Origin of the sequence: Stenotrophomonas ginsengisoli (assembly GCF_001431485.1) — a bacterium.
Lineage (GTDB): Bacteria > Pseudomonadota > Gammaproteobacteria > Xanthomonadales > Xanthomonadaceae > Stenotrophomonas > Stenotrophomonas ginsengisoli.
Genome location: NZ_LDJM01000014.1, coordinates 103,361 through 117,159 on the forward strand (window position 1 = coordinate 103,361; position 13,799 = coordinate 117,159).

Consider the following 13,799-nt stretch of genomic DNA (forward strand, 5'->3'; position numbering starts at 1 on the left):
TCACCAGCGGTGATACAGCGCTGCGGAGGCGCGCTGTTCGGTCAGGCCATCGGCGTCATCGGCATAGCCCAGCCCCAGGCGGAACCCCCATTGCGGGTGCGGGTAACGGGTCCAGGACAGGCCCACGGCGGCATTGCTGTCACGCACCGTGGTGCCAAAACGGTCGACATCGGTGCTGCGCCCGCTGCTCAGGCTCAGCTGCCAGAAATCATCGGCATTGCCCAGGTAGTAATGACGCAGCTGCAGGCGGTGGCTCCAGCTGCCCGAGCCGACGCCGGGCACATGCTGCAGCTTGTAACGGCCATACCAGTTGCCGCTGTAGCGGCCGATGCCCAGGCCGTAGAACTCGATGCTGTCGGAGAAGGTCAGCCGGTCCACGCTGGCCGACAGCTCCCAGCCCGAGCCCACGCCTTGGAACACCTCCATGCGCCAGGCCCGCTGCGGCAGGATGCCCGCATCCGGGCCGTGCTGGTAACGCACATTGGCATAGGCTCGCGACCACAGCGGCACGTATGCGTCCAGGGCAACCGCGGTATCGGTGGTGTCGAAATGGTCGGCATGCAGCACTTCCAGGCCCAGCGAACCGCGCGGGAAGTAGCGCCGGATGGCCAGGTCGGCATCACGCCAGGACGAACGCCCACCATCAAAGCCGGTCCAGTCCAGGCCTACCCGCGCTCCCCAGGTGTACCCGCCCGCTGCAGCCACCTCGGCCGGCATGCCGGCCTGTGGCAACGGCGCTGCCTGCAGGCTGCTGATGTCGGCCCCGCGCGCCGCCGCAGCGGCAAAATCGGCCTGCGCCGCTTCCTCGTTGCCCAGCGCCCGCTGGGCCCGGCCACGGGCCAGCCAGGCATCGGCCTGCTCCGGCTGCAGCTGCACCCAGCGCGCGTAGGCCTGCAGGGCCTGCTCCGGGCGGTCACTCCAGCGGTACAGGTCGCCCAGTGCCGACCAGGCATCGGCATAGCCGGGGCTGTTGTCGACCACCTGTCGCAGGTCGGCCTCGGCCTCGGCATGGCGACCTTCCCAGGCCAGGGTGCGGCCGCGTGCCAGCAGCACATCGCCATTGCCCGGCGAGCGCTGCAGCAACCGGGCGTAACCGGCCAGGGCCTGCTCGCGCTGGCCGGAGGTGGCCAGCTCGCGCAGCTGGGCCAACTCCTGCTCCACGCTGGGCACTGCCGGGCTCTGCGCCAGCAGCGGCGGGCTCAGCACGAGCATGCCCAGCAGCAGACTCAGTGGGGACAGGGACAGCGGTGGACGTTGGCTCATGACCTGCCTCGTGGTGAACGGTGTGCCTGGGTGGTACCTGCCGCATCGGCCGCGTCGCCGGCCTGCTGCCAGGAACCATCACGGCTGATCTGGCCCCATTGGTGCGGCCGCCGGGGCCGCAGCAGCCAGCGCAGGGTGCCGGTCAGGCGCCAGACCGAGGTCAGCTGGCGGTAGCCGAAGTTTTCCAGCACCGCAAACAGGAACAGGCGCAGCTGCTGGCCACTGCGCGGGTACAGGCGGAAGGAGATTTCCTCCAGCAGCATGGCATTGACCGAAAGCAGGATGCCCATGCCGATCGAGGCGGCCAGGAAGATCCAGAACAACGACCATGGCACCAGCCCGAGCAGGCCCAGGATGATCAGTGCCAGGTACCCGGCCACCTCGATGATCGGGCCGAAGAACTCGAAGAACAGCATGAAGGGAAAGGCCAGCCAGCCCGGTTTGCCGCCGTTGCGGCTGAACATCAGGCCCATGTTCGGCCACAGGCTCTCGGCCAGGCCGTGCTGCCAGCGCACACGCTGGTTGCGCAGCGAGTGCAGGTCGGAGGGCACTTCGGTCCAGCACACCGGGTCGGGAACGAACACGATGCGGTAATCGCGCCCCTGCTCGCGCAGGTTGCGGTGCAGCCGTACCACCAGGTCCATGTCCTCGCCGATGGTGTCGCGGCGGTAGCCACCGATGGCCATCACCCGCTCCTTGTAGAACACGCCGAAGGCACCGGAGATGATCAGCAGGGCGTTGAGCTGGGACCAGCCCATGCGCCCGAACAGGAATGCGCGCAGGTACTCGATCAGCTGGAAACCGGGCAGCAGACGGTCAGGCAGGCCCACCTCGTCGAGCATGCCGTCCTTGACCCGGCAGCCATTGAGCACGCGCACCACGCCGCCGCTGGCCACCACCCGGGCATCTTCCAGGAACGGCCGCACCACCCGCGCCAGGCTCTGCGGATGCAGGATGCAGTCGGCATCGGTGGCGCAGTACAGCGGGTAGCGGGCGCAGTTGATCGCCGCGTTCAAGGCATCGGCCTTGCCGCCGTTTTCCTTGTCCAGCAGACGTACCCGCGGATAACGGGCCGATCCATACAGGCCGCGTACCTTTTCGGTGGGCAGGCGCTGGCGATAGGCCTCGGGAATGCGCTCCAGGCCGAAGGCCTCGATCAACAGCTCGCAGGTGCGGTCGGTGGAGCCATCGTTGACCACGATGATCTCGTAGTTGGGATAGGTGGTCTTGAGCAGCGAGCGCACCGTGGACACCACCGTGGCCTGCTCGTTGTAGGCCGGCAGGATGATGCTGACCGGTGGCTGGTAGCCGCGCAGTGCCTCGGGCAGGTAGTCGGCCCGGTACTCGCGCATGTAGCGCACCACGCGCACCGCCGAGACCCAGTTCAGCAGCAGGTAGGCCAGGTTGATGGCAAAGAAGTAGAGCAGGAACACCCACTGGAAATCGACCAGGAAGTGCACCCAGCTGGCCTGCTGCAACCAACCCATCAGGTCGTGCCAGTAGCTGCTCATGTCGACAGCCCACCCATGCGCTGTTCGGCCAGGACCTGGGCAATGATGTCGCGGCCGTAGCGGTCGGTCACGCTGCCCTGGATGCCGGCCAGACCGGCAGCCCCCACCCCGGGCAGGGCCGCCAGTGCCTGCGCCGCCCGGTAACGCACCCACCACACCGGGTCGGTCAGCAGCGGCTGCAGCGCCGGCTGGTCGGCCGCACTGCCGAGCCGGCCCAGGGCACTTGCCGCATGCATGCGTACATGCCAGCGCTGGGCACCCAGCAGTTCACGCACCCGCGGCAGGTCGGCACGATCCTGCAGCACCTGCAGGCACACCGACAGCACCTGGTCATCAATCGGCTCGTGCAGCAGCCGGCGTACCACCAGGGCCGACTGTTGCGGGTCGATGTCACTGAGAAAGCGCAGCAGCTTGACCGAGGTTTCGGCGCTGGCATGCAGCAGGGCATTGGACAGCTCGCGCACCGCCACGTGCTCGCCGTTTTCACCAAGGATGCGCGCCACGCTGCCCGGCGCCCATTCCGGGCGATGCTCGATCAGTGGAATGAAACGGGCCATGGCCGCCGGAGGATCGATCATCGACAACGCCCGCGCCGCGCACAACGAGACAATCGGACTGTGGTCATGCAGCAGGGCCTCGACCTGGCCGAAGCTGCCGGTGTCGCCCAGGTGACCGAGAGCCACCACGGCCAGCGCGCGGTCGTGATAGCCGCCATCGAGCAGGCCGGCACAATGCCGCGGCAGTTCCAGCACCTGCCCCAGTGGCCGCAGCCGTTGCGCCTGCTCGGCCGGCAGGCGCTCGTGCAGCACATTCCAGGCCTCCAGCAGGCCGGTCAGCTCACCGCCATCGATCCGCATGGGCAATGAAGACAGCGGCGCCCCGCCGGCCGCCTGTTCAAACACCGCATGCCAGCGCTGGTAGGCCGCGCGGTCACGCCGCTGGCGCGCATCGGCCAGACGCCGCAGCAGCAGGATGGCCAGCAACACCAACGCCGCCAGACACAGGGTGGCCAGGGCCACCCACTTGGCGATGGTGACATCACTCATTCCCCAGTAAGTCCATGGCATGGCGCCGTCCCTCCGGCCCGTTCCCGCCGGGCGCCAATCCATTCAATTCCCGTACATATAAAAACGGCGTGAGGAACAGCCCGGCCGCGGCGGCCTGTCGTTTAGCGGGTATGCTCAGGGGCCGCTTTCTGACGGTATGTGTTGACCATGCGTGCAGCTCCCCTCTACCGCCTGCTGTTGCTGACCACGACCCTGTTGCCGGCACTGGCCCTTGCCGCCCCGGCCTCGGATGCGGAGATCAACCGCCTGCTCTCGGCTTCGCGGGCCCAGGCCATGCTTTCCACCCTGCTGCCGCAGATGGAAGCCAACCAGAAACAGCAGTTTGAACAGGTCCTGCAGCATCCGGGCCTGAGCGCGGCGCAGAAGCAGCAGGTGCAGGCCCTGTTCGAGCGCACCCGGCAGACCATGCAGCAGCGGCTGGCCTGGTCACAGCTGCGGCCGGTCTACCTGGCCCAGTACCGCCAGCATTTCAGCCGTGAGGACATCCTGGCGATGGCCGAATTCTACGAATCCGATGCCGGCCAGCGCATGCTCGACAAGACCCCGGAGCTGATGGCCGGCACCAGCGCCGGGATCGAGCGCCACCTTGCCCCGCACATGCAGCAACTGCAGCGCGAGCTGGAAGGCATCATCGCCAGCAAGCCCTGAGCAGCGGCCTCACTCGGTAGTACGGTCGGCGAAATCGGTCTGCAACGGCAGCACTTCCAGGCTGCGCCGGGCGGCCTGCTCGAGCACTTCCTGATAGCCATGCCGGCTGCGCCAGCCCCACTGCTGCCAGGCCGCCGAGGCGTCGTAAACGCGGTCGATCCGCACCGGCAAGGGCCAGCCACGGGCCTGGAATTCGGCCTGCAAGGACGGGCAACGCCGGGCCAGCACGGCTTGCGGCGCGCCCCACAATTCGGCCAGATCTTCGGTCTGGAACGGTGTGTGGCCGCTGGCAATGCAGCACTGGAAGTTGGCGCCATCGGCGACCAGGGCGGCCAGATGGGCATCGGCAACATCACGCACATCGATGCCGCGATGCAGGCGGTACAGCGCCATGCGGTCCACCGGCTCGGGGAAGCAGCGCGACATGCGCACCACCCGCACCTGCAGCGTCGTATCGGCATGCTCGGCCAGCACCTGCTCGGCCGCCAGCTTGCTGCGGTGATAGATGGTGGTCGGCTGCGGGCGCACGCCCTCGTCAATCCAGCAGCAACGCCCGCCATCCACGGCCGCGCCATACAGGGCGGTGGTGGAGGTATAGACAATGCGCTGCACGCCAGCCTGGCGGGCCAGCGCCAGCAGGGTCTGCACGCCCTGCACATTGACCCGCTCGAACTCGGCCTCACTGGCCAGGCCCACATGCGGGGCATGCAAGGAAGCGGTATGGATCACCGCATCCACCCCGTCCAGTGCACGCTTGAGCAGCTCGGGGTCGGCGACATCGCCGATCAGGGTGGTGGTGGAAAACGGGCTGCGGTCCAGCCCGCGCACGCTGTGCTGCGCGATGGCAGCGGCATGGATGGCGCGGCCGATACGGCCTGCGCTTCCGGTCAACAACAGTTTCATCCAGACAGACGGATGTGGCGCCCGGGAGCTACTCAGGATCGCCACAGTTTACTGCTTATGGACCCGGCTTCAGGGCACTTCGGGCACGTCCCAGCCGAACAGGCCCATGGCCTTGAGGAACTCCGCATCCAGCGGCGCCTGTACCCGCAGGCGCTGGCCATCGGGATGGTCAAAGCTCAGCGCCTCGGCATGCAGCAGCATGCGGTGCACGCCCTTCATGCGGAAGTTGCGGTTGTGGCGGCCATCACCGTGGCTGGTGTCGCCGATCAGGTGATGGAAGCAGTGCTTCAGATGGCGGCGGATCTGGCGGAAACGCCCGGTCTGCGGCTGGCAACGCAGCAACGCGTAGCGCGAGGTCTCAAAGCCACTGCCGGGCATGTCCAGCTCGCCGCTGGCCAGGTGCTGGAAATGGGTGATGGCGGTCTTCTTCACCGGCTTGCCCGGGCCACCGTCCAGCTCGTGGTCGATGGTGAAAGCACTTTCTGCCGGCCAGCCACGGCAGATGGCCAGGTAATCCTTGCGCACGAGGCCTTCCATCAGCTGCTTGCCCAGCACACTGGCCGTCTCGCGGTCGAAGGCCAGCAGCAGGCAGCCACTGGTGGCGCGGTCCAGGCGGTGGACCAGGAAGATCGGTTTGCCCAGCTGCTCACGCAGGCGGTCGGCCAGGAAGTCATCCTCGCCACGGGCCAGCTTGCTGTCGTGGACCATCAGCCGCACCGGCTTGTTGACCACGGCCAGGCGCTCGTCGCAGTACAGCAGTTCCAGCGGCGGCTCGACGGCCACCGGTTGTTCAATCACGTCGTTCATTACTTCCACCAGGCACGGATCAGGGCAAGTGCGCCGACCACGCCACAGACAATCTTCACTACCGGCACCACCGCCAATACCGCGGCCACCACCATGCCGACACCGACCACCGCCGCGATCACCCGCCGCTGCATCTGCTGCAGGCTGGCATTGATGGTCTGCAGGTCATCCGAGCGCATGGACAGCTGGTGCTGGCCATCGACCTGCTGCTGCAGCCACTGGTGCAGCAGACGCGGCATTTCCGGGGCCTGGGTGGCCAGCTCCGGCAGGTGCCGGCGTGCCTCCTTGAACACCCGGCGCAGGCTGTAGCGCTCGCGCAGGATCTTCTCCAGCACCGGCTGCGCCTCCTTCCAGATGTCGATGTCCGGATCCAGCGTGCGGCTGACGCCCTCGATGTTGAGCAGGGTCTTCTGCAGCAGGATCAGCTGCGGCTGCAGGGTCAGCTGGTAGCGCTGGGCGGTGCGGAACAGTTTGAGCAGCACCTCGGCCAGCGACACCTGCGACAACGGCCGGGTGAAGTACGGCTCGCAGACGCCGCGCACGGCGGCTTCCAGCTCTTCCAGGCGCACCGTGGCCGGCATCCAGCCGGCCTGCACGTGCAACTCGGCAATGCGCCGGTAGTCACGCTGGAAGATGGCCATGAAGTTCTCGGCCAGGTAGTACTGGTCGGACGGTGAGAGCTGGCCGACGATGCCGAAGTCCAGCGCGATGATGCGCGGGTCGGCCTTGCGCGCCGGGTCACTGTCTACCCAGATGTTGCCGGCGTGGGCATCGGCGTGGAAGAAGTTGTCGCGGAACACCTGGGTATAGAACAGGCGCACCGTGTTGGCGGCCAGGGCGCGGCGGTTGATCCCGGCCGCGTCCAGGGCGGCGATGTCATCGGCCGGAATGCCGTGCACGCGCTCCAGGGTCAGCGCCCCCTCCCCGCTGTAGTCCCACATCACCTCGGGGATGTACAGCTCGCGCGAACCCAGCCAATTGCGCCGCAGCACGCTGGCATTGGCGCCTTCGCGGTGCAGGTCCAGCTCGGCGGCCAGGGTGGCCTGGATCTCGGCCACCACCTCGCGCGGGCGGATCTTGTCGGCGCGCGGATGGGTACGCTCGACCACCCCGGCCAAGGCATTGAGCAGGGCGATGTCCTCGTCGATCTGCTTGTCGATGCCCGGACGCAGCACCTTGACCACCACCTCACGGCCACCGGGCAGGCGCGCGGCATGCACCTGGGCAATCGAGGCCGAGGCCAACGGCGTGGTGTCGAAATGCTCGAACGCCTCGCTCACCGGGCGGCCCAGTGCCTGTTCCACCAGACTGCGGGCCAGCTGCCCGTCAAACGGCTTGACCCGGTCCTGCAGCAGGACCAGCTCGGCGGCGATGTCCGGCGGCACCAGGTCGCGGCGGGTGGACAGGACCTGGCCGAACTTGACGAAGATCGGCCCCAGTTCCTGCAACGCCAGGCGCAGGCGCGCGCCGCGCGGCTGGCTGGCGATCTCGCCACTGGCGCGCGGTACGAACGGGCGGGCCAGCTTCATCCAGCGCGCGGCCGGGGTTCCGGCCAGCAGGTCATCCAGGCCATAGCGCAGCAGCACGGTGCCGATGCGGCGGGCGCGCAACAGTGATTTCATCAAGATTCTCCAGCCGCCCGCAGTCGCGCCACCCGCGCTGCCAGGCGTTCCACGTCATCGCGCAGGCCATCCACGTCATCGTGGAAGGCATTGAGTTCAAAACGGCCGAGGACATCGCGCGACTCCTCGGTGACAAATTCGGCGGCCATGCCCAGCACATCACGGCTGCCATCGCGCAGGTGCCCCAGGGCCTGGCGCAGCACCCGCGCCACCTGCACCCCGATCACCGGCCCCAGCGCGGCCACGAAGGGCTGCTGCCAGTCCGGGTCGAAGCCGGCGGCCAGCTGCTGCAGCCGACGCGCCAGCTCGGCATCGCCGGAAACATTGATCCGCCCCGCATCCGCACCTTGCTGCCGACGCTTGGCCAGCATCGGCAACTGCCCCAGCAATGCGCCAAGGCGGCTGCCGTGCACGGCCAGGTCGGCCGCGTTTTCCGCATCGATCGGCCCGACGGTCAGGCGCGCCCCGGCCACACCGATACGCAGGCCCAGGTCCGGGCTGTCCAGGCGCAGGCTGACCGAACGGCCATCCAGCGGTGCCAGCGCATCGCGGGTATCCGGGTCCAGCGCCAGCGCGCGGTTGAGCGCGGCTTCCAGCGCACGGCCGGCCACGGGCTTGAGGGAGGGGAACAGGGAAGGACTCATCGACCCATTCTACCGGTGCCCATTGGCCGATCACCGAAAAACTGCCCGATGCCGCTGCAGCAGCCACAACACGCCACCTGTGGGCAGGGCGCCCCCCCCTGACCGCCGTGGCCGGGCCTGTTCTACGCACTGGCCGAACCGGCGCTGAGCCAGCCGTGCACCGCAGCGCCCACGAACGGCCTGCAACGCGGCATGCTATGCACTTCCATACGCATTGGCAGGAGCACATCGGCATGAGCAAGACCCGGGTTGGCATCATCTTCGGCGGCAAGTCGGCCGAACACGAGGTCTCGCTGAAGTCGGCGCGCAACATCGTGCAGGCACTGGATGCCACGCGCTTCGAAGCGGTGCTGATCGGCGTGGACAAGACCGGGCGCTGGTTCCTGTGCGATCCGGCCAACTGGCTGGCCAATGCCGATGACCCCAATGCCATTGCCCTGGTCAGCAGCGGCCCGCAGCTGAGCGTGGTTCCCGGTGCCAGCGGCGCGGCGCGCCTGCAGGCCGCCGACGGCAGCGCGGTACCGGCCATTGATGTGATCTTCCCGATCATCCACGGCACCGGTGGCGAGGACGGCGCCCTGCAGGGCCTGCTGCGCCTTCTCGAACTGCCCTTTGTCGGCTCGGACGTGATCGGCTCGGCCGCCGGCATGGACAAGGACGTGGCCAAGCGCCTGCTGCGCGATGCCGGCCTGGCCGTGGCCCCGTTCGTCTGCTTCAACGCCACCACGGCCAAGGCCGCCGACTATGACGCCATCGTGGCCAGGCTCGGCCTGCCGCTGTTTGTGAAGCCGGCCAACCAGGGTTCCTCGGTCGGGGTGAGCAAGGTGCGCAACCGCGCCCAGTTCGATGCCGCCATGGCCCTGGCCCTGTCCTTCGACCGCAAGGTGCTGGTCGAATCGGCCATCGTCGGCCGCGAAATCGAGTGCGCGGTGCTGGGCAACGATACGCCCCAGGCCAGCGTGTGCGGCGAGATCGTGCTCAATGACGATTTCTACGCCTACGACACCAAGTACCTCAGCGCCAGCGGTGCGGACATCGTGATCCCGGCTGCCATCGGTGATGACACCCATGCCCGGATTGCCGACATCGCCGTGCGTGCCTACAGCGCGCTGGAATGCGCCGGCCTGGCCCGTGTGGATGTGTTCCTCACCGCCGACGGCCAGGTGGTGATCAACGAGATCAACACCCTGCCCGGCTTCACCTCGATCAGCATGTACCCGAAGATGTGGGGCGCCAGCGGCCTGGGCTACAGCGCACTGATCAGCCGCCTGATCGAACTGGCCCTGGAGCGCCACCAGGCCGCCAGCCAGCTGCGCAGCGTGATGTGAAACCGACCTGCATTGCAGGCAAAAAGCCGCCCGTTGGGCGGCTTTTTTGTGGCGGCCATCCAAGGCAGCCGGATTGATTCTGGCGCGCTTACTGCCCCTTGCGCCACAGAAGCGAGACCACCAGCAGCAAGGCCAGGCCGCCCATCAACACCCAGGCGATGTTGCTCAACACCGCCAGCAGACCGGAAACACCAAACACCGCCAACGCAACCGCAGCAACGCCACAAGCAACCGTGAAGTTGACCATGACACCAGCACCTGATCGGGATGGACGGCACAAGCCTGCGCGCTCACCTGCGAGGCTGATGTGACCATGGTTGGTGGCGCCAGCCACCTGCAAGCGGTGACACGCCGTGACCATGCCGCGCACAAGGCAACAGCATCACCGGCACCGCCGGTTGCCGGCTCAGCCCCGCCGGCCCTTGAACGCCACCAGCACGGCCAGCAGCATCAATACCGCGCAGCCCAGCCAGATCAGGTTGCCCAGCGCCCCGGCGTAGCCGGCAAAGCCGGCCACCGCAGCCAGTACGGCAATGGCCAGAAACAACACCGCATAACGTGACATGACGCCACCTCCTCACCATCAAACACGGCCCCAGCTTGCGCTTGAACCGGTTCAGCGAGAGTGAGCTGGCTGTGTTCAGCCCGTCTGTGCGGCAGCCAGACGGCGCAGGCCTTCCTCGATGCTGACCTTGGGCACATAGCCAAAATCACGCTTGGCCGGGGCCATCGAATACCAGTGCGGGGTGCACAGCTGCTCGGCCAGGAAACGGGTCAGCGGCGGCTCGCCGGGCAGGCGCAGCCACGGCCAGGCCTTCTCGCACACCGCACCGATGCGGTAGGCCGCCTTGAAACTGAGGTGCTTGTGCACGGCCGGGGCACCGGCGGCGGCCAGCAGCTTGTTGAGCAGCACCTCCATCGCCAGCGGCTCGCCGTTGGAAATGAAGTAGGCCTTGCCGGCACAGGCCGCGCCGGGCGCCAGATGGGCGAAGGCATCAAAGTGGGCCTGGGCGGCATTGTCGATATAGGTGGTGTCCACCTTGTTCTGCCCATCGCCGACGATGCGCAGGCGGCCCTGACGGGCGCGCTCGGCCAGGCGCGGCACCAGCTGCGCATCGCCCGGGCCCCAGATCAGGCGCGGGCGCAGGGCCACGGTGGCCAGCGTTGGTGAGTTGGCCGCCAGCACTTCCTGCTCGGCAATGGTCTTGGTGGCCGCATACGGGGCCTGGAAGTCCTCACCGTAAGGCACCTGCTCCGCGCCCAGGCCTTCCACTGGATGGGTGGCACGGTGGGTCACGCTGGGGGTGGAGGTGTAGACCAGCTTGCCCACGCCATGGGCCTGGCAGGCGGCAATCACATTGCGCGTGCCCACCACATTGGCCTGGAAATAGCTGTCATAACTGCCCCAGGCACCGGCCTTGGCGGCATTGTGGAACACCGCATCGACCCCGGCCACGGCATGGGACACCGCATTGGCATCGGCCAGGTCGCCCTGGATCTGGCCCACGCCCAGCGCCGCCAGCGCCGGGTAGTTGCCGCGGTTGAAGCTGAGCACCTGGTGCCCACGTTCGACCAGGCCACGACACAGGGCCTGGCCGAGAAAACCACCACCACCGGTGACCAGGATCCTCATCGTGCTTTCTCCAGTTGCCCGGCCGCCCACACGGCCAGCTTCTCGCGGCCGATCTTGGCGTTGTGGCGGATATCCACCGGGAAGGCCTTGTGCGGCAGGAAATCGGCAATGCCGGCGGTATGCGCATGGGCAGCCGCCACCGCGCGCAGCGCGGCGGCGATGGCCGGGCTGTCACTCACACCCGGCTCCAGCTCGTAGCACAGCACCGGGCGCTGATTGCCCGCCTCGCCCACTCCGACCAGGGCCGTGCGGCGCACGCCGGCCACGGTGTTGAACACCGGCTCGACCTGCTCGGTGTACAGCGGGCCGGCTGCAGTCTGCAGGCGCTGGGTCTTGCGGCCGCAGAACCACAGCCGGCCTTCAGCGTCGAAATAACCGACATCGCCCATGCGGTGGACGATGCGCGTGCTGCCATCGGCCAGGGTCTCGGCAATCTTGGCTGCGGCAGTGGCCTGCGGACGGTTGAAATAGGCATCGGTGGCGGTCGGCCCGGCCACGGTGATCTCGCCGATCTGCCCGGCCGGCAGCTCCTGCACGCCGGACCAGTCGCCGATCGGCGCATCGGTGATGGCGATGATGCGCACCTGGTTGGGCGCTACCACATCACCGACACAGGTGCCGGCACCGGCCTCGGTTGCCGCGCGGGTGGCTTCCAGGGTACGGCCTTCGACCACCGCCACCGGCAGGCACTCGGTTGCGCCGTACGGGGTCCAGAAATTGGCATCGGCCGGCAGCAGGGCGCGCACCTTGGCCACGGTTTCCGGCGGCACCGGTGCACCGGCGCTCATCGCCCGCTTCACGCCCGGCAGCTGGTGGCCGTAATCGACCAGCACCTTCATCACCGCCGGCGAGCCGAACAGCTGGTCCACCCCGAAGCGCTTGATCGCGTCATGCAACTTGCGCGGGTCGGCCTTGGCCGGGCGCGTGGGGTCCATGTCCGGGATGATCGAGGTCAGGCCCAGGGCCGGGTCGAACAGGGCAAACGGCGGGAAGGTCGGCAGGTCCACGCCGCCGGCGGTATCGCCGAAGGCATTGCGCAACAGCTCGATCTGGCCGACGAAATGACGGTGGCGGTAGACCACGCCCTTGGGCACGCCGGTGGAGCCGGAGGTGAACAGGATTGCCGCAGTCTCATCGCCATCGGTGGCGGCCAGCTGCGGGCCGGCTCCTACCCCTGCGGCCTCGATCGCGGCCAGGGTCGTGCCGCCCCAGCCCAGACGCGGGCCAACGGTGACCAGCTTGCTGGCCGAACCGGCCCAGCGCAGCAGCTTGCGCGCCACATGCGCCAACGCGATGCCGATGAAGGCCGCCGGCTGGGCCTCGTCCAGGCATTGCTTCAGCGCCCGCTTGTCGATGCCCGGATCCACCAGCACCGGCACCGCGCCGATCTTGAACAGCGCGAACATCAGCAGGAAGAATTCCGGGCTCGGCCGCACCATCACCACGGTGCGCACACCGCGGCCGATGCCGTAGCCAACCAGGCCGGCGGCGATCGCATCGGAGCGCGCATCCAGCTGGGCGTAGCTCAGGGCCACGTCATAACGGGCCATGCCCCCGGCACCGGCCTTGCCGGGGCAGCGGATGGCAATCTGATCAGGGCGTTCACGGGCCAGCTCCGGCAGGCGGGCGGCGATATTGCTGACGGTTTCCATACCGCTATTGTCGCCGCTGCAGAAAAATCTTGCGCGCCCTGCCCCGCTGGCCGGAAAATTCCGCCCCTCTCCACTACCGACGCATGGGACATCCCATGGAACACCCCTGCCTGACTTGCGGCGCCTGCTGCTCGCAGTACCGCGTTGCCTTCCACTGGATGGAATCGGACGAGTTCACCGAAGGCGGTGTACCCCATGCGCTGACCGAAAAGCTCGATGCCCACCGCCTGGTGATGCGCGGCACCTACGCCCCGCCGATCCAGTGCGTGGCCCTGGACTGCAAGGTCGGCGAGTACTCGCGCTGCACCATCCACCCCAACCGGCCCAGCGTCTGCCGCGAGGTTGATGCCTCCTATGAGTACGGCACCTACAGCGACCAGTGCGCCAAGGCCCGCGCCGTGCACGGCCTGCCCGAACTGACCCCCGCCGACTGGCTGTGGTCCAAGGTCGCGGCCAGCAATGACGACGACAACCCGGACGACAACGGCAACGACAACAGCCCGTCCAGCCCCCCGAGCCCGCCGATCGCCGCCTGACCGACAACGCCCGCCATGCGGGCGTTTTTCATCGCAGCAACCGGCGTTGACGGCGCACTGGTGCGCCATGGCCCTGCCAGCCGGGGCACTCCAACAGGGCGATGACCCAGCCTGCTCCTGTGGGAGCGCACCTGGGCGCGACAGGCTTTCCCGGCCAAGTCAAAGGCATCGCGGCCGGGGCCGCT

Annotated in this window: 14 protein-coding genes; 3 read left to right on the forward strand and 11 right to left on the reverse strand. The window is 67.9% G+C overall.

The window, feature by feature from the left end; genetic code table 11:
- Genes ABB30_RS06250 through ABB30_RS06260 form a run of 3 tightly spaced genes read right to left on the reverse strand, consistent with a single transcriptional unit; the run spans position 1 to position 3,820 of the window.
- Positions 1 to 1,263 carry a YaiO family outer membrane beta-barrel protein gene (locus ABB30_RS06250; protein WP_152980605.1) on the reverse strand — a complete coding sequence of 421 codons (1,263 nt, stop codon included), beginning with the start codon at positions 1,261 to 1,263 and terminating at the stop codon, positions 1 to 3.
- Positions 1,260 to 2,774, reverse strand: coding sequence for a glycosyltransferase family 2 protein (locus tag ABB30_RS06255; protein WP_083489724.1), 1,515 nt, complete (start codon positions 2,772 to 2,774; stop codon positions 1,260 to 1,262). Before ABB30_RS06255 ends, ABB30_RS06250 begins: the two co-directional genes overlap by 4 nt.
- The gene (locus tag ABB30_RS06260) at positions 2,771 to 3,820 is read right to left on the reverse strand and encodes a HEAT repeat domain-containing protein (RefSeq protein ID WP_057637452.1); all 1,050 of its coding nucleotides are present in this window, start codon (positions 3,818 to 3,820) and stop codon (positions 2,771 to 2,773) included. The genes ABB30_RS06255 and ABB30_RS06260 overlap by 4 nt, the downstream gene beginning before the upstream one ends.
- 168 nt (positions 3,821 to 3,988) lie before the next feature.
- Between ABB30_RS06260 and ABB30_RS06265 the strand changes: the two genes are divergently transcribed.
- Complete coding sequence (locus tag ABB30_RS06265; protein WP_057637470.1) at positions 3,989 to 4,489, forward strand: DUF2059 domain-containing protein; 501 nt, start codon at positions 3,989 to 3,991, stop codon at positions 4,487 to 4,489.
- A gap of 9 nt (positions 4,490 to 4,498) precedes the next feature.
- Here ABB30_RS06265 and ABB30_RS06270 read toward each other — a convergent pair whose 3' ends face one another.
- The 4 genes from ABB30_RS06270 to ABB30_RS06285 form a co-directional block, all read right to left on the reverse strand.
- Entirely contained in the window at positions 4,499 to 5,380 is an 882-nt protein-coding gene (locus ABB30_RS06270) for an NAD-dependent epimerase/dehydratase family protein (RefSeq protein ID WP_245626436.1), read from the reverse strand.
- A gap of 81 nt (positions 5,381 to 5,461) precedes the next feature.
- Positions 5,462 to 6,199 (reverse strand): pseudouridine synthase, encoded by a 738-nt coding sequence (locus ABB30_RS06275; protein ID WP_057637454.1) that lies wholly within the window; start codon positions 6,197 to 6,199, stop codon positions 5,462 to 5,464.
- Entirely contained in the window at positions 6,199 to 7,821 is a 1,623-nt protein-coding gene (ubiB, locus tag ABB30_RS06280) for a ubiquinone biosynthesis regulatory protein kinase UbiB (protein ID WP_057637455.1), read from the reverse strand. The genes ABB30_RS06275 and ubiB overlap by 1 nt, the downstream gene beginning before the upstream one ends.
- Entirely contained in the window at positions 7,821 to 8,465 is a 645-nt protein-coding gene (locus tag ABB30_RS06285) for a ubiquinone biosynthesis accessory factor UbiJ (protein WP_057637456.1), read from the reverse strand. The genes ubiB and ABB30_RS06285 overlap by 1 nt, the downstream gene beginning before the upstream one ends.
- A 233-nt stretch (positions 8,466 to 8,698) precedes the next feature.
- On the opposite strand from ABB30_RS06285, the gene ddlA reads away from it, so the two are divergent.
- Positions 8,699 to 9,793: a D-alanine--D-alanine ligase gene (ddlA, locus tag ABB30_RS06290; protein WP_057637471.1), complete on the forward strand. Its 1,095-nt coding sequence runs from the start codon at positions 8,699 to 8,701 to the stop codon at positions 9,791 to 9,793.
- Between the two features lie 88 nt (positions 9,794 to 9,881).
- Here ddlA and ABB30_RS16485 read toward each other — a convergent pair whose 3' ends face one another.
- The 4 genes from ABB30_RS16485 to oleC all read right to left on the reverse strand — a co-directional run bounded on the left by ABB30_RS16485 (position 9,882) and on the right by oleC (position 13,078).
- Positions 9,882 to 10,154 carry a hypothetical protein gene (locus ABB30_RS16485; protein WP_161808841.1) on the reverse strand — a complete coding sequence of 91 codons (273 nt, stop codon included), beginning with the start codon at positions 10,152 to 10,154 and terminating at the stop codon, positions 9,882 to 9,884.
- A gap of 45 nt (positions 10,155 to 10,199) precedes the next feature.
- The gene (locus tag ABB30_RS16170) at positions 10,200 to 10,358 is read right to left on the reverse strand and encodes a DUF1328 domain-containing protein (RefSeq protein WP_152980606.1); all 159 of its coding nucleotides are present in this window, start codon (positions 10,356 to 10,358) and stop codon (positions 10,200 to 10,202) included.
- Between the two features lie 75 nt (positions 10,359 to 10,433).
- On the reverse strand, positions 10,434 to 11,426 hold the full coding sequence (gene oleD, locus ABB30_RS06295) for a 2-alkyl-3-oxoalkanoate reductase (RefSeq protein ID WP_057637457.1): 993 nt from the start codon (positions 11,424 to 11,426) through the stop codon (positions 10,434 to 10,436).
- Positions 11,423 to 13,078, reverse strand: a complete 1,656-nt coding sequence (gene oleC / locus ABB30_RS06300; RefSeq protein WP_057637458.1) for an olefin beta-lactone synthetase — start codon at positions 13,076 to 13,078, stop codon at positions 11,423 to 11,425. The genes oleD and oleC overlap by 4 nt, the downstream gene beginning before the upstream one ends.
- 95 nt (positions 13,079 to 13,173) lie before the next feature.
- Here oleC and ABB30_RS06305 point away from each other — a divergent pair, with 95 nt between their 5' ends.
- Positions 13,174 to 13,614, forward strand: coding sequence for a YkgJ family cysteine cluster protein (locus ABB30_RS06305; RefSeq protein ID WP_057637459.1), 441 nt, complete (start codon positions 13,174 to 13,176; stop codon positions 13,612 to 13,614).
- Positions 13,615 to 13,799: the final 185 nt, after the last annotated feature.